Source organism: Streptomyces sp. NPDC040410, assembly GCF_055595715.1.
In genome coordinates this window covers 34,273-56,190 of record NZ_JBVIVK010000001.1, presented here as the reverse complement: position 1 = coordinate 56,190, position 21,918 = coordinate 34,273, and the positions used below count along the sequence as shown (strand labels likewise).

Here is a 21,918-nt window from a genome sequence, read left to right as displayed (position 1 = left end):
TCCGAGTTACCCGCAGGGGAGGAGTACACCGATGCCGGTGGCGCACGTCAACGGAGTCGATCTCTGGTTCGACGACCACGGGTCCGGCGAGCCGGTGGTGATGGTGGCCGGAACCGGCGCGCCGGGCCGTGTCTGGCGCACCCACCAGGTGCCGGCGCTGCGCAGGGCCGGCTACCGGGTGATCACCGTCGACAACCGGGGCAGCGGAACGACCGCCTCGGGGGACGGAGGCTTCACACTCGACGACATGGTCGCGGATGTCGCGGGCCTGATCGAGCACCTCGGGGAGGGGCCCTGCCGCTTGGTGGGCCACTCGCTGGGCGGGATCATCGCGCAGGAACTCGTGCTCGCCCGGCCCGAACTCGTCAGCCGGGCCGTCCTGATGTCGAGCTGCGGACGAGCGGACGAACTGATCAGGGCCATGGCGGCCGCCGACCTCGAACTGGCCGACAGCGGTCTCAAACTCCCGCCCGCCGTGTCGGCGTACCAGCTGGCGCTGCAGAACCTCGCACCGCGCACCCTCAACGACGACGAGACACTGCGGGACTGGCTGGCCGTCCTGGAGATGACCGCGCCCGACCCCTCGGCGGTCCGGCGGCAGCTCGGTCTCGAGGTCATCCCGAACCGTCTCGCGTACTACCGGGAGATCGACCGCCCCTGCCTCGTCATCGGCTTCCGGGACGACCTGGTCGTGCGCCCGCACCTGTCACGGGAACTCGCCGAGGCCGTCCCCCGAGCCCGCTACACCGAGATAGCGGACTGCGGGCACTACGGCTATCTGGAGCGCCCGGACGCCGTGAACGAGGTGATGACCGACTTCCTGGCCGAGTGAGCGGGGCTTCGGTATGTCGTGAGGATCCGCGCCGAACTCGGCTGGGCGTCCGGCTACGACGTGGTGACGGGTACCGCCGGCCATGGCCCGCCTGCCGACCCCGATGCTCGTGTCGTTCTTCACGCTGCGATTCGAGCGCGCGCGGTGGGCCGATCAGGACCCTCGCCGTGGTGGTCCCGCCCGAGCGAAGAAGCCAGGGCGGTTCCGGCTCCCGGCATGGCCTGGATCACACTCGCCTGGTTCAGTGCACCTCAAGTGCACTTTCCGTACTCATGCATGACGACCGACGCTCGGATGCGAGGATGAGGCGCCATGACAGCAGGGTGGTGTTCTCGCACGGTGCGGGCCGCGGTGTTCGCGGCCGCATGCGTGCTGCTCGCCGCCCTGGGGCACGTCATGATGTCCGGCTCCTCCGTGCCCGCGTGGGCGCTGGCCGCCGGTGTGGCCGTGGCCGGTGCGGTGGGCTGGGGTCTGGCGGGCCGTGAGCGCGGGCTGCCGCTGATCGTGGCCGTCGTGGTCGCCGCGCAGACGGTGCTGCACTCGGCGTTCTCCCTTGCCCGGTCGGCGTCTTGGGGCAGTACCTCCACGGAGATGAGCGACACGGGATCCGCGCACATGAGTGTGATCATGGGCATGGGGTCGACGCACATGGACTCCATGGACATGGGACGCATGACCGTGAGCCACATGGATCACATGGGGCATTCCACGGACGGCGCCGGATCGTCGTCCGTCGGCATGCTCGCCGCCCACCTGCTCGCAGCACTTCTCACCGGCCTGTGGCTCGCGCACGGGGAGAAGGCCGCCTTCCGCATCCTGCGGGCCGTGGCCGGGTGGCTGGCGGCACCGCTGCGGCTGCTGCTCGCTCTGCCGGCCGCACCGGACCACCCCCGCCTCCGTCCTGGGCGTCCTCGCTCGGACCGGGCGCCGAGCCTTCTGATCGTCCACGCGATCACCTCTCGAGGACCTCCCGTGGGGCCGGCTGCCCTCTGACGGCAGCTGGTTTCCCGAGGCTGCCCGTGTGCGCCTCGGGCCTCGGCCGTACGCCCGCGCGAGTGCCTGCGCGCCTCCGCGCCGTACGGCTGTTTCCCACTCACCGGAACCGGACCGCCCGCGCCCTCGCGCCCCCCGGTCCGGATCACGGATTCCGAGAAGGACACCAGGTGACCACCTCTGCCGTGCCCGCCTCAGGCAGCAACACCGCCCCCACCGCACAGGCCGACGAGTCGATAACCGCGTGGGCGCTGGCCGCCCGAGGCGGTGACGCGCACGCCGTCGAGCAGTTCGTGCGCGCCCTGCACCGCGACGTCCGGCGGTACGTCGCCCACCTGTGCGGCGACCCCCAGGCCGCGGACGACCTGGCGCAGGACACGTTCCTGCGCGCACTCGGCAGCATCAACCGCTTCGAGGGCCGTTCCTCGGCGCGTGCGTGGCTGCTGTCCATCGCCCGCCGGGCCGTCATCGACAGCTACCGGTACAACGCCGCCCGGCCTCGCCTGTCCGACGTACCGGACTGGCAGCTGGCCGTCGAACTGGCCCAGCCGCGGAATCTGCCCGGATTCGACGACGGCATCGCCCTGTTGGACCTGCTGGGCACTCTGCCGGACGAGCGCCGGGAGGCGTTCGTCCTCACCCAACTGGCCGGCCTGCCCTATGCGGAGGCGGCCGAGGTGTGCGACTGCCCGGTCGGCACGGTTCGCTCCCGCGTGGCCCGCGCCAGGGCGGCCCTGATGAACCTGCTGGACGAGGCGGAGGAGCCTGCCGCCCTGGCGGCGGCCTGAGCCCACCCGGACGAGGGTGCCGGGGCCGGTGCCGACAGGAAGTCACCGGCCCCGGCGCCCTCGGCAGTACCTCATCCGACGGGGTCGCGTATGCCGACAGCGCGCGTACGGCGTCATCCGGCGCATGCGCGCCTGGGGAGACCTGATCGCCGAGCACCGGACCCACCACCTGAACCGACAACGACCCGTCGCGCTCACCATCCTCCGGTGCCTGCGCTACGCCGCGCCGCCGAACGCCTTCAGAATCCGCTCGGCGGCCAGCGTGGCCGTCAACTGACCGTCGCGTACCTGCTGTTCGAGACCCGGGGCGAGGGCCCGTACTGCCGGATCGGCGTGCAGGCGGCCGAGGAGTTCGTCGCGGACCATCGTCCAGGTCCAGTCGACCTGCTGGTCGCGGCGCTTGGCGGCGAGGCGGCCGGTGGAGTCCAGGAGCGCACGGTGCTGGTCGAGGCGTTCCCAGACGGTGTCCAGGCCGGCCGACTCGCGGGCGCTGCAACTGAGCACGGGAGGAGCCCAGTACGCGTCCTTGCCGTGCATCAGCCGCAGCGCGCCCGCCAGTTCGCGCGCCGCCGCGCGGGCGTCGCGCTCGTGCGGACCGTCCGCCTTGTTGACGGCGATGACGTCGGCCAGCTCCAGGACGCCCTTCTTGATGCCCTGCAACTGGTCCCCGGTGCGAGCCAGCGTGAGCAGCAGGAAGGAGTCGACCATGTTCGCGACCGCCGTCTCGGACTGGCCGACGCCGACCGTCTCCACCAGCACGACGTCGTAGCCCGCCGCCTCCATCACCACGATCGACTCACGGGTGGCCTTGGCAACCCCGCCGAGCGTGCCGGCGGTGGGGGAGGGGCGTACGAACGCGGCCGGGTCCACGGCGAGACGTTCCATGCGGGTCTTGTCGCCCAGGATCGAGCCGCCCGTGCGGCTGGACGACGGGTCGACGGCGAGTACCGCGACCCGGTGCCCGAGCGAGGTCAGCATGGTGCCGAAGGCGTCGATGAACGTCGACTTGCCCACCCCGGGCACCCCGCTGACCCCGATGCGCCGGGCCTTCCCGCTGTGCGGGAGCAGCTCGGTCAGCAACTCCTGCGCCAAGCCCCGGTGCCGGGGGTGGGTGGACTCGACGAGAGTGATCGCGCGGGCGACGACCGCCCGCTTTCCGCCGAGGACGCCCTTCACATATGTGTCGAGATCGATCGCTGCCATGGGCTCTACAGGTCGTGGCCGAGGTCGGCCGACAGCCGTCGCACCAGATCGTGCGCCGCGTCCGGGATCACCGTGCCGGGCGGGAACACGGCCGCCGCGCCCATCTCCAGCAGCGTCGGCACGTCCTGCGGCGGGATCACCCCGCCGACCACGATCATGATGTCCTCGCGCCCCTCCTCGGCGAGCTGCTCGCGCAGTGCCGGTACGAGGGTGAGGTGCCCTGCGGCCAGCGAGGACACCCCGACGATGTGCACGTCCGCCTCGACGGCCTGGCGGGCCACCTCCGCCGGGGTCTGGAACAGCGGGCCGACGTCGACGTCGAAGCCGAGGTCGGCGAAGGCGGTGGCGATGACCTTCTGGCCGCGGTCGTGGCCGTCCTGGCCCATCTTGGCGACCAGGATGCGCGGCCGGCGGCCCTCGGCCTCCTCGAAGGCGGTCACGAGCGTACGGGTGCGCTCCACGGACGCCGACTCACCTGCTTCGTTGCGGTACACGCCGGAGATCGTACGGATCTGGCTCGCATGGCGTCCGTACACCTTCTCCAGGGCGTCGGAGATCTCACCGACGGTGGCCTTGGCGCGGGCCGCGTGCACGGCCAGCTCCAGCAGGTTGCCGCCGCCGTCGGCCGCCCGGGTCAGCGCGTCGAGCGCGTCCTGGCAGACGCGCTCGTCGCGCTCCTCGCGCAGCCGCCGCAGCTTCTCGATCTGCTGGGCCCGCACCGAGGAGTTGTCGACCTTGAGGACCTCGATCTGCTCGTCGCTCTCCACCCGGTACTTGTTCACGCCGATGACGGGCTGGCGGCCGGAGTCGATCCGGGCCTGGGTGCGGGCGGCCGCCTCCTCCACCCGCAGCTTGGGGATGCCGGCGTCGATGGCCTGCGCCATGCCGCCGGCCTGCTCGACCTCCTGGATGTGCTGCCAGGCGCGGCGGGCGAGGTCGTACGTCAGCCTCTCGACGTACGCGCTGCCGCCCCACGGGTCGATGGCCCGGGTCGTGCCGGACTCCTGCTGGAGCAGCAGCTGGGTGTTGCGGGCGATCCGCGCGGAGAAGTCGGTGGGCAGCGCGAGCGCCTCGTCGAGGGCGTTGGTGTGCAGCGACTGCGTGTGCCCCTGCGTCGCCGCCATCGCCTCGACGCACGTGCGCGTGACGTTGTTGAACACGTCCTGGGCCGTGAGCGACCAGCCGGAGGTCTGCGAATGGGTGCGCAGGGAAAGGGACTTGGTGTTCTTGGGGTCGAACTGCTTGACCAGCTTCGCCCACAGCAGGCGTGCGGCGCGCAGCTTGGCGATCTCCATGAAGAAGTTCATGCCGATCGCCCAGAAGAAGGAGAGCCGCGGCGCGAACGCGTCCACGTCCAGGCCCGCTTCCCGCCCGGCCCGGATGTACTCCACGCCGTCCGCGAGCGTGTACGCCAGCTCCAGGTCGGCCGTCGCGCCGGCCTCCTGGATGTGGTAGCCGGAGATGGAGATGGAGTTGTAGCGGGGCATCCGCTGCGAGGTGTAGGCGAAGATGTCGGAGATGATCCGCATCGACGGCTTCGGCGGATAGATGTAGGTGTTGCGGACCATGAACTCCTTGAGGATGTCGTTCTGGATGGTCCCGGCCAGCTTCTCCGGCGGTACGCCCTGTTCCTCGGCAGCCACGATGTACAGCGCGAGTACCGGCAGCACGGCGCCGTTCATCGTCATCGACACGGTCATGCGGTCCAGCGGGATGCCGTCGAACAGCTGCCGCATGTCGTAGATCGAGTCGATGGCCACCCCCGCCATGCCGACGTCACCGGTCACACGTGGATGGTCGCTGTCGTAGCCGCGGTGGGTGGGCAGGTCGAAGGCGACCGACAGGCCCTTCTGGCCGGCCGCCAGGTTACGGCGGTAGAAGGCGTTGGACTCCTCGGCGGTGGAGAAGCCCGCGTACTGACGGATCGTCCAGGGCTGGTTGACGTACATGGTCGGGTACGGGCCGCGCAGATACGGCGCGATACCCGGATACGTGTCCAGGAAGTCCAGGCCCTCCAGGTCACGGCCCGTGTAGAGCGGCTTGACCGTGATGCCCTCCGGGGTCTCCCAGAGCAGGTCCGCCCCGTCGGCGGCCCTCTTCACGGCCGTACGCCAGTCGTCGGCGCCGCCCCCGGCGTTCGGGGTCCCCAGTTCGATCCCGGAGAAGTCGGGGATTCCCATCAGGACACTCCCATGCGGTCGAGGGTGGCGGAGAGCACGGCGACGGCGTCGCAGCCCGCGAAGACGTAGGAGTCCACATCTGCGTACTGCCCCGGGCGGCCGGCGAGGAACACGTGCCGTGCGCCCGCCGCCTTGAGAGCCCGTGCCGTGTCCGCGGCCCGCTCCTCGTACAACGTGTCACTGGAGCACAGGCAGACCTCCGTGGCGCCGCTCTCCTCGAAGGAGCCTTCCGTGACCGGCTCGATGCCGCCCGACTGGAAGAGGTTCGAGGCGAAGGCCGCCCGCGCGGTGTGCGCGGCGGCGGGACCGAGCGCGGCCAGGAAGATCCGGGGCCGGGATCCGGTCGCGGCGAGGTGGGCGTCGGAGCGGGCGCGCAGCGCCTCGTACGCCTCGTCGCGGCGCACCCGAGGGAGCCCGCCGGACGGCGGTTCGGGCGCGGACGCGCGCTCCACGGGCCGTTCGCCGAGGTGGGGGAACTCGCTGACGCCGGTGACGGGCTCCCTGCGCTTGGCGAGTTTCGCGCTGCGCGCCTGCCAGGTGTCCGCGAGGTCCTGGCCGAGCCATCCGGAACGCAGCGCGGCCGCCTGGCCCCCGGTCCGCTCGATCCGCTGGAAGAACTCCCAGCCGGCGTGGGCGAGTTCGTTGGTGAGCCGTTCCACGTACCAGGAGCCGCCCGCCGGGTCGATCACGCGGGACAGGTGCGACTCCTCGACCAGGATCGTGGAGGTGTTGCGGGCGATCCGGCGCGCGAACGCGTCCGGCAGGCCGAGCGCGTGGTCGAAGGGCAGCACGGTGACGGCGTCGGCGCCACCGACTCCGGCCGCGAGCGTGGCGATCGTGGCGCGCAGCATGTTCACCCACGGGTCGCGCCGGGTCATCATCACCGGCGAGGTCACGGCGTGCTGCGTCTGCGCGCCCGCGCGCGGTGCCCCGCACACCTCGGCGACCCGCGCCCACAACCGGCGTGCCGCGCGCAGCTTGGCGATGGTCAGGAACTGGTCGGCGGTGGCCGCGTACCGGAACTCCAGCTGTGCACACGCCTGTTCCACGCTGAGCCCGGCCTCGGCCAGCTCACGCAGATACGCGACACCGGTCGCCAGCGAGCAGCCCAGCTCCTGAGCGGCCGAGCCGCCTGCCTCGTGGTACGGCAGCGCGTCCACGGTCAGCGCCCGCAGCCCGGGGTACTCGTCGGCGCACCGTCGCGCGAGACCTGCCACGACGGCGAAGTCCAGGGCCTCGCCCGTACGCGCCTCGTGGCCCAGGGGATCGGCACCGAGGTTGCCACGCGCGGCCTCCTTGGCGACGCCGCGCTCCTCGTACAGCCGCAGCAGCTCCCGCGCGGCGGCCTCGACGTCGCGCCCCGCGTCGAGCACGACCGGCGCCAGGTCCAGGTACACGCCGTCGAGAACCCGGCCGAGCGACGGGACGGGGATGCCCTTCTCGCCCACGACCAGCCAGAGCGAGGTGACGCCGTTCTCCAGGTCCACGAGTGCCGCGTCGCCGTCCACCGCCGGGTGCTGCTGCCGTACGTCCCAGCCTCCGAGGGTGTTCCCCTCGGCGCGGCCGCCGCGTACGAACGGTGCGAAACCGGGAAGGCCGGGCTCGGGCGCGGTGTCGCGGGCGGTGTAGAGGGGGCGGGTGCTCAGCCCGTCCTCCAGTGGGGTGGACAGGGCGTCCTCCGCTGCCGCGCCCGAGACCTCTTTGCCCGACTTGCGCAGGACGCCCTCCACCAGGCGGTGCCACTGCTCTTGTGTCGCGTCAGGGAACTCGGCGGCCAGGGAGAGCCCGTCGTCAGGCAGGACCGTCATGCTCGGATGCTAGGTCAGATCGACAAAGGAGCAGCAGGGGGCGCGCCTGTGACCTTTCCCTCCCCGCCACTGTGACCTCGGCCTCTCCCGCGTTTTCCGCCCTTCGGACGGAGTCCGTACCACGGCGGTCGGACGGATTCCGTACTGCGGCAGCACGTGCTCGTCGCCGAGCGCCGGGCGGCGTCGCCACGGCCGCGCGCGGTCGGCGCCACCGAGATCCGTGATCCGCCCCCGCCCCGTTCCCGCACCCGACGACGTCCTCGACGGCGGCCGCTCGTGCGCCGACAGCAGGCGCAGGCGCACGAGTTCCTCGACGATGCCGGTGCGGCGCGTCGACCGAGGTGGGCAGCTCGCCGGACCGCCCGGGCGGCTGCGACCACGTTCCACAGCGCGTTCGAGGGAGCTGTGCACGGGTCCGCCCGGCCGCGGTGGCGTCCACCTCGCAGACCACGGTGTCCAGCCCGGCGCGGGCACACACCTCGGCGATCCCGGCGCCCATCTGACCGCCGCCCACCACGCCGACCCGCTCGATACGGGCGTTCACGAGGTCACCGCCGGCCGCCGTACGAGGTGGCGGGTGTAGGCCGTCCGGCGCGAAGAAGAGCGGCAATTCGCCTGCCATGGCGGTGCGTTCGAAGACAGCCCGCACCTCGTCGACTGCCGCCCACGGGTACTCGGCGCCCAGGGCCGCGAGCTCGTCGTCGAGCAGCCGCAGCACGGTCTCCCGGTCGACCACCCGGTGGCGCAGCCACTGCCAGATCTGGACCCGGGCTATCCACGTCCAGATCGCCGAAATGCCCGACGGGCAGCGGTACTTGTGGACTGCACGGGCCATCACCCGCCACCGGGGCGGCTGGGGCGAACCCGGTAAGACCTTCGCCGTCGGCCTCGGCTCGAGATCCGCCACGCCCACCGGCTCGTCTACTCCGACGGCCTCGACCTCACCAGCGCGTCCGCCGCAACCCCCATCGGCATGGGCTGCCGCGTCTGCGAGCGCCTGGAGTGCCCTCAGCGTGCCGCCCCGCCCCTCGGCCGGCGTCTGCTGATCGACGAGAACAGCAGTGCGTTCGTGCCGTATCCGGTGGCCGATTTTCCGAGGTGACACGGCTTTCGGACCAGCGGGGCGCCGACTTCGGGGCGCGCCTGCGCCGCTCCGGCGGCCTGTCGCGGCCCGCAGCCGCGCGGCGAGGTCCTCGGCAGAGACGGCGGCCATCTCCCGTCCGCCGCCGCCGCCGACGACGACCGGTCGGGCCTCCGGGAGGTCACCCTCGGAGGGGATCGACGGCGCGGCCCGCGCGGCCCCAGACGTGGCGGACAGTTCCTCCGGGTGCGCGGACCCGGGGTGGTGTCGGTCAACCTGGGCTGTGCACGGCACCCACCGAGGAGGCCGCGTTCAAAATCTGAATGTACTAACCTCGTGGCCATGCCTCGTGCCTCGTTCGCCTCGTTCCACTGTTCGCTGTCGCGCGCCTTGGCCGTCATGGGCGACTGGTGGTCCCCGCTGGTCCTGCGTGACGTCTCGCTCGGCATCGACACCTTTGACGAGCTCGTTCGCGACCTCGGTGTGTCGCGCCCGCTGCTGAAGGAACGGCTCGACAGGCTCGTGGACGGCAAAGTGCTCGAACGGGTCGAGTACTCAGCGCGACCGCAGCGGTTCCGGTACGCGCTCACCGCGTCGGGACGGGAACTCGTGCCGGTGCTCATCGCGCTCACCCAGTGGGGCGACCGCTGGCACTCCCCGGACGGCCCGCCGATCATGTTCCGGCACGACTGCGGCGAGATCCTGCAGGTGTCTGTCACCTGTCACGCGTGCGGCGAAGCGGTCCGCCCGGACGGGGTTGCGGTCCAGCCCGGCCCGGGCGGGCGCGCAGCTCCGGGCACCCTCGTCGTCGCCGAGCGCCTTGCGGGAACGGCATGACCGACTACATCGCGGCATGGCGGGCGGCCGGTGAGGCGGGGGACGCGAGCGCGGCCGTGGCCGCACTGTCCGAGGACGTCGAACTGGTCTCGCCCCTGACCGACCGGTTCACCTTCCGGGGGCACCACGAGCTGCAGGAGCTCCTGATGTGCGTGTTCGAGGTGTTCACCGACATCCGCTACGAGGCGGAGTTCCGGGAGGGACGGCACGCCGTACTGCGCGCCGCGGGCCATGTCGGTGCCCTGCGGTTGGAGGAGACGCAGCATCTCGAACTCGACGACGAGGGCCGCATCCGGCGCCTCACGCTCATGATGCGCCCGCTCGCGGCGGCCACCCGCTTCGTGCGCGTGCTCGGGCCTCGGGTTGCGAGCCGACAGGGACGACGGGGCACCGCCGGTGTGCTCATGGCCGCCGGCGCGTTCCTCGACTCGGTCGTGGCCGGCGGGGACCGGGTCTTCATGCCGATGGCGAGTCCTGAACGGTCGCGCCGCCCCCTCCGGCCCGACCCACCTCAGACGTGACCGGCCGAAGCGGACCTCGGCTCTTCCAGGGACCTGCGCCCCACAACCCGCGCCCGCTCCGGGCCCACCCTCAGGTCGACCTGAGCCCTGTGTTTGGATCAACCGCATGAAATCGGATCAACTTCACAGGGCTCAGATGCCGGCCGATCTCACCGCTTTCGTCGATCGGCGCACTGAGATCGCCGACGTCAGACGCCTGCTCGGTGTCTCGCGCCTGGTGACCCTGACGGGAGTCGGAGGCGTGGGCAAGACACGTCTGGCGCTCCAGGTTGCCGGTCTCGTCGCGCAGTCGTTTCCCGACGGTGTGTACGTCGTCGAACTGGCCACCGTGCGCGATCCGCAGCTCCTTGCGCAGAGCATCGCCAACGCCATGGGACTGCAGAACCAGTGCGGACGAGCACCTGTCGACGTGGTGGCCGAGCACGCCGTCGGCAGACGACTCCTGATCGTCCTCGACAACTGCGAGCACCTGGTGGACGCCTGTGCGCGCGTCGTCGACGCTCTGCTGCGCGCCGCCCCCCGGCTGCACGTGCTCACCACGAGCCGCCAGGTGATCGGGGTCACGGGTGAACGCACCTTCCCGGTGCCTCCTTTGGCCGCCCCGCTGCCGGAAGCCGGCCTCCCTTGGCAGAAGCTGGCGGATTATCAGGCGGTTTCGCTGTTCGAACAGCGGGCCGTGTCGGTTCTGCCGGGGTTCACGCTCAACGCGGACAACGCCGAGGCAGTGGGACGGCTGGTGCACCGACTCGACGGCCTGCCCCTCGCGATAGAGCTGGCCGCGGCCATGATGCGCACCCTGAGCGTGCGGCAGATCCTGGAACGCCTTGAAGACCGCTTCGCACTTCTGGCCGGAGGCAGCCGCGCGGCACTGCCACGGCAGCGGACCCTGCGCGAGACGATGGACTGGAGCTACACGCTGTGCTCCGAAGACGAGCGTGAGCTGTGGGCGCGGATGTCGGTCTTCGCCGGGAGCTTCGACCTCGATGCGGCAGAGGCGGTCTGCTCCGGTGACGGACTCCCCAGACAGCTGGTGATCAAACTGGTGCACGGGCTGGTCGAGAAGTCCCTGCTCACCAGGCAGGACACCGCGAGCGCCGAACATCCCCGCTACCAGGTGCTGGAGACCGTCCGTGAATACGGATACGAGCGACTGGCGGAAACCGGGGCTGAAACGGCGCTCCGGCGCCGTCATCGCGACCACTATCTCCACCTGGCCACCGAGGCACAACGCCACTGGTTCGGCCCGCAACAGGCCGACTGGCTGGCGCGTCTGCGAGAGGACCACCCCAATGTGAGAGCGGCTCTCGAGTACTGCCTCACCACGCCCGGCGAGGCGGAAGCCGGCATGTGGCTGTCCGTGACACCACGTCACTGGTTCACTCTCGGCTCCGTGGGCGAGGGGCGGTACTGGCTGGCACGTCTGCTGGAGGCCGACGCCGGGGACAGCCCGGCACGCGCTGTGGCGTTGGGCACTCACGCCCTGCTGTGCCTCATGCAAGGCGCCGTCGAAGAGGGACTCTCGGTACTCGCCGAATACCGGCGGGCGGCCGAACAGCAGGAGGACCTGACGGCCCTCGCCTGGGTGCAGCATCACATGGCGCTCGCGGCGGCCCTCCGTGGCGATGTGCGGGGAGCAGCGGCCCTGTTCGAAGACGCGGTCGCACGTCACCGCGCCCTGGGAGACCTCATCGGGCAGACCTCGTCCATGCTCAAACTGGCGATGGCGGTCTGCGCCCTCGGGCAGCGTGATCGCGCCCTGGAGATCTGCCGGGAATGCAGCGCCATCACCACCGCGCACGAAGAATCCTGGATCACCGCCGAAACCCTCTACACACAGAGCATGGTCCATTGGAAGAGCGGTGACCGAAGTGAGGCGGTCGCGCTGGCACGCGAGTCACTGCGGCTGAGGCTGCCCCTCAACGACCTGCCGGGGGTTGCCCTGTGTGTGGAAGTGATGGCCTGGTGCTCGGCGGCCGATGGCAGAAGTGAGCGTGCCGCCCATCTGCTCGGCATCCTCGCCCCCCTCTGGGAGGCCGTCGGGGGTGCTCTGCTGGCCGCCCCGTTCATCATGAAGCCTCACCAGCAGTGCGAGTCGGACGTGCGGGCTGCTCTGACGGAGGAGTTCTTCGTCCGGGCGCGCCGCCAAGGCAGCGCCTTCTCGTTCCGGGAGGCGATCGCCTACGTGCTCGAGGAGGCGGTGAACGAGACGGACACTCCTGCGGCTCCGAGGCCGGCCGGGAGACCGAACGACGGCGGTGGTCCACTGACCAGACGGGAGCGGGAGGTCGCCGATCTCGTCGCCGAGGGCATGAGCAACAAGGACATCGCCACCAAGTTGGTGATCTCTCCGCGCACGGTAGAGAACCATGTGGCACGCATCCTGGCGAAACTCGGTTTCACCTCCCGGACGCAACTCGCCGTCTGGGCCTGTGAGCAGCAGGCCGAGGCGCGTGAGGAGAGGCGGTCCGATGTCCACCGGCAGGTGCGTTGACCCTGCACGCCGAGGCTGCCCGAACGGTTGCGCCTCCTGCCGACTGCCCCAAGGCAGTCAGCGAGCCGGTATTCCGTTCCCGAGCTGACGGGAGCCGCCGGAAAGCCACAGGACCTCTTATGTTTGGATCCTGTGTGTGAACGTGCAACAAAGACGCAAGTCAGTGGTTCCGTCCGATCTCACCACGTTCGTCGACCGACGGGCCGACGCCACCGAGATCCGACGACTGCTCACTGTCTCTCGCCTGGTGACGATGACCGGAGTGGGCGGCGTGGGCAAGACGCGTCTGGCGCTCCACGTGGCCGGCCCCCTCACGCGGGTGTTCCCCGACGGGGTGTACGTCGCCGAGCTGGCCACGGTGCGGGACCCGAAGCTGCTGGCGCAGAGCGTCGCCGCAGCGCTGGGGCTGCAGAATCAGAGTGTGCCCGAGCCCCTCGACGTGGTGGCCGGACATCTCTCCCGACGACGGGTCCTGCTTGTTCTGGACAACTGCGAACACCTGGTGGATGCCTGCGCGCAGATGATCGACGTCCTGCTGCGGGCGGCCCCCGGTCTGCGTGTTCTCGCCACCAGCCGACAGGTGATCGGTATCACGGGTGAGCGCACCTTCCCCGTGCCTCCACTGGACGCCCCGCTGCCGGACACGAGTCTCACGCCGAAGCAGCTGGCGGGCTACCCGGCGGTGTCCCTGTTCGAACAACGAGCGGCCGCGGTTCTGCCGGGGTTCATGCTCACCAAGGACAACGCCGGTACGGTACAGCGGCTGGTACACCGTCTGGACGGGCTGCCCCTGGCGATCGAACTTGCAGCGGCCATGATGCGCACCCTCAGCGCACGGCAGATCCTTGACCGTCTGGACAACCGCTTCGTCCTGCTGACCGAAGGCAGTCGCGCGGCACCGCCGCAGCAGCGGACACTGCGGGCGGCGATGGACTGGAGTCACATGCTGTGCTCCGAAGGCGAGCGCGAGCTGTGGGCCCGTATCTCGGTGTTCTCCGGCGGCTTCGACCTCGAAGCCGCCCAGGCCGTGTGCTCCGGTGATGACCTCCCCAGGGAGGCAATGGTGGCACTGCTGCACGGTCTGATCGAGAAGTCGCTGGTCATAAGAGGAGAGACGGACAACGCCGAGCGTCCGCGCTACCTGGTGCTGGAAACCGTCCGTGAATACGGCTACGACCGGCTGACGCGTTCCGGGAGCCTGGCGGCTCTGCGGCGCCGTCACCGCGACCACTATCTGCACCTCGCCACCGAGGCGCAACGCCATTGGTTCGGCCCCCGGCAGGCGGACTGGCTGGCCCGCCTGCGCGAGGACCACGCCAACGCCAGGGCGGCTCTCGAGTACTGCCTCATCACGCCCGGCGAGGCGGAAGCCGGCATGCGGATGGCTGTCACACCACGCCAGTGGTTCACTCTCGGCGCAGTGGGGGAGGGACGGTACTGGCTCCGGCGCTTGCTGAGGGCCGAGAGCAGGGACAGTCCGGAGCGCACCAACGCACTTGGCAATCATGCCGTGCTGTGCCTCATGCAGGGAGCCGTCGAAGAAGGACTCTCGACCCTCGCTGACTATCGCAGGGCGGCCGAGACGCAGGGCGACCTGTCAGCTCTCGCCTGGGCACAGCACCACCAGGCGCTCATCGCGGTCTTCCGCGGCGACCGGCCGCAAGCGGCGGCTCTCTTCGAGGACGCCGTCGCGCGTCACCTCGCCCTGGGAGACCTCGAGCGGGCCACCAGCTCCATGGTCAAACTGGCGATCGTGCTCTGTCTCCTGGGGCAGCACGACCGTGCTCTGGCAGTGTGCCGGGAATGCAGTGCCATCACCACCGCGCACGAGGAAACCTGGATCACGGCCGAGGCTCGCTACGCGGAAGCAGTGATCCACTGGAAGCGTGGTGACCTCGACACCGCCGAAGCACTGGCACGACAGTCCCTCCAGCTCCGGCAGCCACTCAACGACCTGCCCGGCACGGGACTGGACGTGGAACTGCTCGCGTGGAACGCGGCAGCAGGCCGTAGATACGGGCGCGCCGCCCAGCTTCTCGGCATCCTCACTTCTCTGTGGGAGAAGGCCGGAGGTGCCCTGCTGCCCGTTCCCTTCTTCGTCGAGTCCCACCGGCGGTGCGAGCAGGACGTGCGGGCCGCGCTGTCGCCGAAGGACTTCGCCGACGGGCACCGCCGAGGTGCCGCACTCTCCTACGAGCAAGCGATCGCCTATGTGCTGGAGGAGCGGCGCCCCCGGGATCCCCGCACGGGCAGAGGTGAACACAGTGGCGCCCGCCTGACCAGGAGGGAGCAGGAGGTCGCCGATCTGGTCGCCGAGGGCATGAGTAACAAGGACATAGCCGCGAAGCTGGTGATCTCATCACGGACGGCGGAGAACCATGTCGCCCGCATCCTGGTGAAGCTCGGCTTCACGTCCCGTTCCCAACTCGCGGTCTGGGTGTACGAGCAGGGAGATGACAAGCGGCGCCAGTGACACCTGCCCGCTCGGTGCGACCCGCCTGGTGACTGACCTTGTTGTCCCCACGCGAAGGCGCCCGGACGATGAGGTCTGCGGCTACCGCGGCGTGCCATGCCGGCCGCGTCGTTCCCGCGCCCGCGGCCGGTGCCCGGGCTCACCCCCCTCGACCAGTGTGGCGTCCTGACGTGACATGTTCCAGCGACTGTTTCCGAGTGACATCCGTCGACAGAACCAACCGGTGACAGTCAGGACGACAACCTGGCATCAGGGGGCTTCGCGAAATCGCCTGCGGCTACATGGCCTGCGGTAGTCCGGTCGGAAGCCCGGCGGACGCAACTGATGTCGGCGACTGCCTGGCGGCCGACACCATGCCCTCGATCACTCGCAGGTCCACGCCCATTTCCGGATGCCATTGCACGCCCAATGCGAAGCCACTGCCGGGGAGTTCAAGGGCTTCGATGGTTCCGTCTTCCGCATATGCCGATGCCACCACGCCCTCGCCGAGGCGCTCCACTGCCTGATGATGGTGAGAGGCCACTTCCATCACCTCAGGCGACAGTGCGGCGACCCGGGTGCCCGGAACCGGCTTGATCACATGGTGGGTGAAGAGGCCGGGCCGGCCGGTGTGGACATCGTGTCCGACTCTCTCCGGCAAGTGCTGGATGAGCGTGCCGCCCGCGTGGACGTTCATCAGCTGCATACCCCGGCAGATCCCGAGCACGGGTATGCCCCGCTCCAGGGCGGCGGTGAGCAGAGCATGCTCCCACCGGTCACGGACAGGCACTGACGGTTCCGTGAGCGGGTGAGGTTGCTCGCCGTACAGGGCGGGGTCCAGATCCTCGCCGCCTGTGAGGATGAGCCCGTCCACGCGCGCGATGGCGGAGGCAGCCGCAGCCGGCGTGTCCGGGGGCATCATGACGGCAAGGGCACCAGCGGCTTGCAGACACTGTCCATACGCGGCCGGCAGCAGAGCGGCGGGCATCGCCCACTCCTCCCACTGGGCGTCGGCGAGGTATGTCGAGAGCCCGATCAGCGGCAGTTGCACTCGTTTTCCCTTCCGGGGCACAGGGCGCCCCTCTAACAGTCGTGGCTGATCCCCATCTGTGGGCCGGGATGCCCGATGCGGCTCTCGCGGGGGGCCAGGCATCAGGGTTCAGCGGCAAGTGGCGCACACGAGATCCGAGTGCTGCCTTCACTGGAGGGGGGTGCGGCAGGGGGCGTGCGGCTCGCATCCTGTCGGCGGCAGAATCCTGCAGCCTTACAGAGGTAAGCACAAGTAATGACATCTTTGCACCAGATAAGCCATGCTTATCAGGTGCAGACAGTAGATCCCCGTCTCCTCGCCACCCTGGAAGCCGTGGTCCGAACCGGCTCCTTCGCCGAGGCCGCCCGCGAGCTGGGTTACAGCTCTCCGGCGGTCTCACAGCAGATCGCCGAGCTCGAACGCCGAGTCGGCCTGCGTGTTCTGGAACGCCGGCCGGTTCGCCCCACCAAGGCCGGCCACATCCTGCTCGACGCGGAACAGGGCGTCCGCACAGCCCTGGCAACCGCAGCATCGGAACTCGACGCCGTCCGAGCCGGAACGGCCGGGCAGATACGGCTGGGGGCGTTCGCCTCTGCGGCCAACAGCATCGTCCCGAAGGCTCTGGCGCGACTGCACGCCACGTACCCCGACGTCCAGGTCACCCTCTCCCAACTCGAGCCCGAGGCCAGCTACACCCGTGTGAAGCGCGGTGACGTGCACCTTTCCGTGGTCTACGACTACGACTTCATCCCGTTCCCGCCACCTCGCACACTCCGCCGGACCCTCATGGCCCGAGAACCCGTCGTCGCTGTGCTGCCCAAGGCTCACCCCTTGGCGGACTGCGACACCATCGAGCTGGCAAGCCTTGCCTCCGAGACATGGATTGCCGCCCCAGAAGCGGCCTTGCGCCTGGAACTGCTGTCGCAGATGGCCAAAACAACAGGGTTCTCAGCCCGCTTGCAGTACGAGGGCGACGACTTCAACACCGTGCTCGGCTTCGTGGCCGCCGGCCTCTGCGTCGCGGTGCTGCCGCGCCTGGCGCTGCCCCGTGGGCTCACCGACGTGGTCGCCAAACCACTCACCAATCCGACACTGACGCGTTTTCTCTACACGGTTCGCCTCGACACGCGTCACACACCCCACGCCATAGTGGCCCTCGAGCAGATGCTCGCCGCGGAGGCCGACTACCTGCGCGGACGAGGAGCCCCCGCGCTCCAGCCGGTGGCCCGGTCGCAGCCGCAGGAGTGAAGCTGGGCACCTGGGGACACAGATGGACATGACAGAGCCATAAACGGTCACTTTCGTCCACCTGTATCGGTCGGAAACACTCGCTAGAGCAGAACGCGTGTTGAGGGCACAGTGGTCGTGGGCCGATCGCCGTGGCACGTGCCGAGACAGGCATGACCCACAGCCGCGGCCGACTGCTCGCGACTCCTCCTGACCGTCGCCCGGCTGCCTCCCCCATGGCCGGGCGACCCCTACACGTCCGGCAAGGACCCACTGACAGGTTTGCAGGACCCTCACAATGGATTGCTGTTCATGACATCACTCCCTGAGCATGCCGAACGCTGCCGTTCGATGCAGATACCGGGCCAGCCTGCGTTCCTGATGGTGTCGGTCGAGGGCATCGGCTCACATCGGACATCACGGCTCGAGCGAGCGGGTCTCGTTCCGGGCGGCGTCGTTCGATGGGGCGCTGAATCCTCGTACTCGGCCATGCTGGAACGAAGACCCGCCATGATCCTGCTGGACGCGCCAACGACAGACACCGACCTCATGACACGGCTGGTCCGAGCCGTGTCCCTGGTCGCCCCGGTGGCCGTCCTACGCGACCACAGCGATGACGCTGTGGCCGCCTTCGGCGCGGGGGCCTGCGACGTCCTGGACGCTCAGGCCCCGCTCGCCGAGCTGACCTGGCGCATTCGGGCCAACCTGAGACGGCGTTCACCCGTGCCGCCTCCCACTGGCTGCGCGAGAGCAACTGCGAGCCAACGGCTGCTGTTCCACGTGCTGGCCACCGCGCAGACCGTGGTGTGCTGTCACCAACTGAGGCTGTTGCTGGGAACACCCGGGCTTCCCATGACCCTGCGGGCCCTCAGGGCACGTATCCAGCGGCTGTTGCCCGCCTTTCACGCACAGGGCCTCGAACTCGTCGTCGACCAGCAGTGGGGACTGGCGACCTACCGGACACGCACGGCGGGGAGTACGAACTGCGGCCGTCTTCCCGGCGGTGCCGTCGCCCGGGAGTTCGCCGTCTCCGGGAACAGCCCGAGACCTGAGTAGTTTTACTGATGCCGAGCAGGCACCAGTCGCGCACAATTCCTCTCGGTGAACGGCCCCCGGGGTCCGTGGCGTTCTGTGCCCGTGGCCGGTCGCGGAAGTCGTTCTGCCGCGCGCCAGGGCAGAACCGACGACCGGCAAGGGACCGGTTCCGGCCGTGGAGCCGGTGGTCCGGTACCACGGCGATGACTTCCACTCACGAGGATGTTTGTGTCGGACACAGATGCACTTCTGTCGAAACCGGAGCTTCTGATTGCCGGCGAACCGGCTCAGGTGCTGGACCTGCTGGACAAGGGGCGTGATCCGAGATCTCGTTTCGTGGCCGCGGTGTACCGGGCGTCGGTCGGCGTCCATGAGCGGATGAGCCTCGCCCGGCGCCGCCAGGTCCTGGCGTTGGACGCGGCGCGGCTCGGCGACCGTGCTCTCGCGGCTCGGTTGGCGACTGCGCAGCTTCCGGACGTGGCTCCTGCCACATGGATGGTGGACTGGGCCAGCGGTTCACTGATGGACTACCGGCACCTGCGTTCCCTGACCGGTCACGGCGGCCCGGTCATAGCCGTCGCGACGGCGGTTGTGGACGGGAAGCCCGTAGCCGTCACGGGCAGCCGGGACAAGACGCTCCGCGTGTGGGACCTGACGACGGGCACGCAAGTGTACGAGCCTGGGACGGGCAGCACCGATCCGGTCTCCTCGCACACGGCGGAGGTGGTGGGTGTGGTCTCGGCGACATGCGATGGGCAGGCGACAGCCATCACAAGGGACGCCGAGGGAACGGTGCTGGTGTGGGATCTGGAAACCGGGCGCACCGTCGGCGAGTTCATGCGGGTGCTGGACGGCCCGCCCGAGGTTCTGGTCACCGTATCCGCGGACCGCACGGTCTATGTGTGGAGTCTGTCCACGGGCGGTCTGATACATGCGTTCCCGTCCATGACGCACCTGGCGACGCTCAACGGCCGGCGCGTCCTTGTCACTTCGGAACCCGACGGCGGGGCGCAGGTGTGGGACCTGGCCGGCGGCCGGCGCATGGGGGAGCGCCTTCCCGTGGCCAAGGCCGTGATGTTCAAAGGCCGTCCCGTCGCGCAGGCGGCGCGGAACGACCGTTCCCCGTTTCTGTGGGACCTGGACACGGGCCGCCCCGTCGGTGATCCTCAAGCCCATCTCGTGCTGTCGCGGGCAGAAGAGGGAACGCTGGGCGTCACCACCATCACGGTGGTCGACGGGGGCGTCGTCACCGTCACGCTCGATTCACACGAGACGCACCTCATCGGCGGCCTGACCGCCGACCGCCTGGGCAGCGCACCGGCGCCGGGAACAGAAACCGCACTGCTGGGGGGCCGAACCGTCGCTCTCACCCTCGCGGCAGAGCGGTCGCTCCGCATGTGGGACCTCACTCGGGGCTCCGAATACCAGGACGGCATGCGCGTGCTGGCGACCATCGTGCCGAACGGCCGGCCGGTCGTCCCCGCAGGCGGGGACATCCGCCTGTGGGACCTGGTCGCGGACCGCACGATCGGCGGCCCCTGCGCCGGTCAGCTGCCTGGGGTCAGCCCCGACGCTCCTGCGGCGCGCGCGGTGCTGGACGGCCGCGACGTCATCCTCACCGCGGAGAAGGACCACACCGTCCGGATGCGGGACACGGCAACCGGACTCTGCCTGGAACAGGCACTCAGGGGGCATACCGACCGTGTCCTGTCCATCGCCGCCGTAGCGGCAGAGGGGCGCGACCTCGCCGTCACGACGGCTCTCGACAAGACGGTGAGAGTGTGGAACCTGAACTCCCGCCAGCAGGAGGGCACGCCCCTGACGAGACACGTCGGCCAGGTCTGGGACGTGGCCACCTCTGTCGTCGACGGCCGCCCGGTCGCCGTCACGGCCGGAGCGGACCACACCGTCCGGACCTGGGATCTCGAGCATGCTGACGGTCCAGCCGGCCACCCCGGTACGGGACACACCCGATCGATAGTGGCAGTGGACACCGCCACCCTTCGCGGACAGCCCGTCGCCATCACCGCAGGCGCGGACGCCACCGTGCGGATCTGGGACCTGACGACCGGTCGGGAAGCCGCCGCGCCCCTGACCGACCCGGTCGGCGAGGTGCGCGCTCTGACCACCGCGGAGTTCCAGGGCGAGACCGTGGTGATCACCGCCGGCCCGGACGCCCGGATCCACCTCCACGACCTGGCCACCGGCCGGCTGCTCCGGGAGCCCTTCCTGAGCGGGCACGCCAGGGTCACGGCCCTGGCCTGTGCCGAAGTGAACGGCAGGACCGTCCTCGTCACGGCAGGCTCCGACCCGGCCCCGCGCCTGTGGGACCTCGCAACCGCAGAACCCGTCGGCACACCCCTGACCGGGCACTCCAGCAGGGTCACCGCCGTCAGCACGACCCGATTGGAAGGACGCCCCATCGCCGTCACCGCCGGCTGGGACAGGACCGTCCGCCTGTGGGACCTGAGCACCGGCCGGCAGACCGGGGAACCCCTGACCGGACACACCGACTGGGTGACCTCCGTAGATGCCCTCCACACGGAGAACGGCCCCGTCGCGATCAGCCGCAGCCGGGACAGGACACTGCGCCTGTGGGACCTGACCACCCGGCAGGAGACGGCCTCCACGGCGCTCGACACCGCCACCGGCTGCCAGACCGTCATCGTGAGCTCCAAGGACGGACAACCGGTCGCGGTCACCGCTGAAGCGGACCGGGTACGGCTGTGGAAACCGGGCACCGGCCACGAGACCGAGACGGCGTATGTGCTCCCGCTGCCGGTCTCCGCCCTCACGACCGCTCCGGACGGGCAGCTCCTGGTCGCCTTCGGAACGGACATCGCGAGTGTGCGCCGTGCCGGGCGATGACGCCGGGCGCGGCGGCACCACGGACAGCTCCTTCCGTCCGCTGCTGGGCAGTCAGCCCGTCCCGCCGGCGCGTGTCGGCACAGTTCGACGGTCCCGGCCCTGACCTCGGATCGTCTCCACCCTGTTCCCCTTGCTGTGCCCCCGTATCCGGCAGGCCGACTCTGCGGGGGCCTGCCGGGTACGTCGCCTTCCTCGCCCGTGGAACCGGAAGCGCACGCCTTCATGGTGCCGGTCGCTCAAGCACGGCCCCGTGAAGGGGGGCAGGGCATTGGCCGGGGATGCCAATGCCCTGCTGCTTTGGGCGCGGCCTTTCCATCACCGGCGGCCACGGACGACAATCCTGCGCTCCCGGCCACCTGCATGGCATCGGTGAAACTACTCAAGACCGCACCGGGAGTGTCGGTGATCGGCCGTCCAGTGGTTCATCGACGAGCTGCAGCTGCGGCGCGCGACCGCGCGCCGACCGGACTGCGAAGATCACAGCGCCGAGGAGACGATGACGTGGTGTCGGAACACAGTGCGAAACCATGGTGGTCGGTGCTTGGGCAGTCAGTGCCCTCAGAGACACCGCC

At 70.0% G+C, this 21,918-nt stretch carries 15 protein-coding genes and 2 pseudogenes; 11 read left to right on the top strand and 6 right to left on the bottom strand.

All coding sequences use genetic code 11. The features are described from left to right. The first annotated feature begins 31 nt into the window (after positions 1 to 31). From ACZ562_RS00250 to ACZ562_RS00240, 3 genes are all read left to right on the top strand, one after another. Positions 32 to 832, top strand: coding sequence for an alpha/beta fold hydrolase (locus ACZ562_RS00250; protein WP_471172251.1), 801 nt, complete (start codon positions 32 to 34; stop codon positions 830 to 832). A gap of 312 nt (positions 833 to 1,144) precedes the next feature. Next, positions 1,145 to 1,825, top strand: coding sequence for a hypothetical protein (locus ACZ562_RS00245; protein WP_471172249.1), 681 nt, complete (start codon positions 1,145 to 1,147; stop codon positions 1,823 to 1,825). Between the two features lie 170 nt (positions 1,826 to 1,995). After that, entirely contained in the window at positions 1,996 to 2,613 is a 618-nt protein-coding gene (locus ACZ562_RS00240; protein ID WP_471172247.1) for a sigma-70 family RNA polymerase sigma factor, read from the top strand. A gap of 216 nt (positions 2,614 to 2,829) precedes the next feature. Here ACZ562_RS00240 and meaB read toward each other — a convergent pair whose 3' ends face one another. The 5 genes and pseudogenes from meaB to ACZ562_RS00215 all read right to left on the bottom strand — a co-directional run. Then, complete coding sequence (gene meaB / locus ACZ562_RS00235; protein ID WP_471172244.1) at positions 2,830 to 3,816, bottom strand: methylmalonyl Co-A mutase-associated GTPase MeaB; 987 nt, start codon at positions 3,814 to 3,816, stop codon at positions 2,830 to 2,832. 5 nt (positions 3,817 to 3,821) lie between these two features. Further along, the gene (gene scpA, locus ACZ562_RS00230; RefSeq protein ID WP_471172240.1) at positions 3,822 to 5,996 is read right to left on the bottom strand and encodes a methylmalonyl-CoA mutase; all 2,175 of its coding nucleotides are present in this window, start codon (positions 5,994 to 5,996) and stop codon (positions 3,822 to 3,824) included. Next, positions 5,996 to 7,804: a methylmalonyl-CoA mutase family protein gene (locus ACZ562_RS00225; RefSeq protein WP_471172237.1), complete on the bottom strand. Its 1,809-nt coding sequence runs from the start codon at positions 7,802 to 7,804 to the stop codon at positions 5,996 to 5,998. The genes scpA and ACZ562_RS00225 overlap by 1 nt, the downstream gene beginning before the upstream one ends. Then, on the bottom strand, positions 7,788 to 8,303 hold the full coding sequence (locus ACZ562_RS00220; protein WP_471173908.1) for a hypothetical protein: 516 nt from the start codon (positions 8,301 to 8,303) through the stop codon (positions 7,788 to 7,790). Before ACZ562_RS00220 ends, ACZ562_RS00225 begins: the two co-directional genes overlap by 17 nt. Before the next feature lie 41 nt (positions 8,304 to 8,344). Beyond that, a pseudogene (locus ACZ562_RS00215) lies at positions 8,345 to 8,579 on the bottom strand (malate synthase A); the annotation flags it as partial. Here ACZ562_RS00215 and ACZ562_RS00210 point away from each other — a divergent pair. The 5 genes and pseudogenes from ACZ562_RS00210 to ACZ562_RS00190 form a co-directional block, all read left to right on the top strand. Next, positions 8,557 to 8,906: pseudogene (locus ACZ562_RS00210) on the top strand (short-chain fatty acyl-CoA regulator family protein); the annotation flags it as partial. The pseudogenes ACZ562_RS00215 and ACZ562_RS00210 sit on opposite strands and share 23 nt — an antisense overlap. Before the next feature lie 321 nt (positions 8,907 to 9,227). After that, complete coding sequence (locus ACZ562_RS00205; protein WP_471172235.1) at positions 9,228 to 9,722, top strand: winged helix-turn-helix transcriptional regulator; 495 nt, start codon at positions 9,228 to 9,230, stop codon at positions 9,720 to 9,722. Next, the gene (locus tag ACZ562_RS00200; RefSeq protein WP_471172231.1) at positions 9,719 to 10,243 is read left to right on the top strand and encodes a hypothetical protein; all 525 of its coding nucleotides are present in this window, start codon (positions 9,719 to 9,721) and stop codon (positions 10,241 to 10,243) included. The genes ACZ562_RS00205 and ACZ562_RS00200 overlap by 4 nt, the downstream gene beginning before the upstream one ends. A 136-nt stretch (positions 10,244 to 10,379) precedes the next feature. Beyond that, positions 10,380 to 12,734, top strand: coding sequence for a helix-turn-helix transcriptional regulator (locus ACZ562_RS00195; RefSeq protein ID WP_471172228.1), 2,355 nt, complete (start codon positions 10,380 to 10,382; stop codon positions 12,732 to 12,734). A 163-nt stretch (positions 12,735 to 12,897) separates the two neighbouring features. Further along, positions 12,898 to 15,207 carry an ATP-binding protein gene (locus ACZ562_RS00190; protein WP_471172225.1) on the top strand — a complete coding sequence of 770 codons (2,310 nt, stop codon included), beginning with the start codon at positions 12,898 to 12,900 and terminating at the stop codon, positions 15,205 to 15,207. Positions 15,208 to 15,484: 277 nt separating this feature from the next. Here the strand turns inward: ACZ562_RS00190 and ACZ562_RS00185 are convergent, their stop codons facing one another. Beyond that, complete coding sequence (locus ACZ562_RS00185) at positions 15,485 to 16,237, bottom strand: gamma-glutamyl-gamma-aminobutyrate hydrolase family protein (protein WP_471172222.1); 753 nt, start codon at positions 16,235 to 16,237, stop codon at positions 15,485 to 15,487. Between the two features lie 270 nt (positions 16,238 to 16,507). Here ACZ562_RS00185 and ACZ562_RS00180 point away from each other — a divergent pair, with 270 nt between their 5' ends. From ACZ562_RS00180 to ACZ562_RS00170, 3 genes are all read left to right on the top strand, one after another. Next, a complete protein-coding gene (locus tag ACZ562_RS00180; RefSeq protein ID WP_471172220.1) occupies positions 16,508 to 17,464 on the top strand; it encodes a LysR family transcriptional regulator in 957 nt (318 codons plus the stop codon). 468 nt (positions 17,465 to 17,932) lie between these two features. Beyond that, positions 17,933 to 18,499: a response regulator transcription factor KdpE gene (locus ACZ562_RS00175; RefSeq protein ID WP_471172217.1), complete on the top strand. Its 567-nt coding sequence runs from the start codon at positions 17,933 to 17,935 to the stop codon at positions 18,497 to 18,499. A 207-nt stretch (positions 18,500 to 18,706) separates the two neighbouring features. Continuing rightward, the gene (locus ACZ562_RS00170) at positions 18,707 to 21,346 is read left to right on the top strand and encodes a WD40 repeat domain-containing protein (RefSeq protein WP_471172214.1); all 2,640 of its coding nucleotides are present in this window, start codon (positions 18,707 to 18,709) and stop codon (positions 21,344 to 21,346) included. Positions 21,347 to 21,918 lie beyond the last annotated feature (572 nt).

Bases quoted from the DNA above. Each gene is read 5' to 3' on its own strand.
- ACZ562_RS00205 (WP_471172235.1), top strand. From the start codon at position 9,228: ATGCCTCGTGCCTCGTTCGCCTCGTTCCACTGTTCGCTGTCGCGCGCC.
- ACZ562_RS00200 (WP_471172231.1), top strand. From the start codon at position 9,719: ATGACCGACTACATCGCGGCATGGCGGGCGGCCGGTGAGGCGGGGGAC.
- ACZ562_RS00225 (WP_471172237.1), bottom strand. From the start codon at position 7,804: ATGACGGTCCTGCCTGACGACGGGCTCTCCCTGGCCGCCGAGTTCCCT.
- ACZ562_RS00250 (WP_471172251.1), top strand. From the start codon at position 32: ATGCCGGTGGCGCACGTCAACGGAGTCGATCTCTGGTTCGACGACCAC.
- meaB (WP_471172244.1), bottom strand. From the start codon at position 3,816: ATGGCAGCGATCGATCTCGACACATATGTGAAGGGCGTCCTCGGCGGA.
- ACZ562_RS00220 (WP_471173908.1), bottom strand. From the start codon at position 8,303: ATGGGCGCCGGGATCGCCGAGGTGTGTGCCCGCGCCGGGCTGGACACC.
- ACZ562_RS00245 (WP_471172249.1), top strand. From the start codon at position 1,145: ATGACAGCAGGGTGGTGTTCTCGCACGGTGCGGGCCGCGGTGTTCGCG.
- scpA (WP_471172240.1), bottom strand. From the start codon at position 5,996: ATGGGAATCCCCGACTTCTCCGGGATCGAACTGGGGACCCCGAACGCC.
- ACZ562_RS00175 (WP_471172217.1), top strand. From the start codon at position 17,933: ATGCTGGAACGAAGACCCGCCATGATCCTGCTGGACGCGCCAACGACA.
- ACZ562_RS00195 (WP_471172228.1), top strand. From the start codon at position 10,380: ATGCCGGCCGATCTCACCGCTTTCGTCGATCGGCGCACTGAGATCGCC.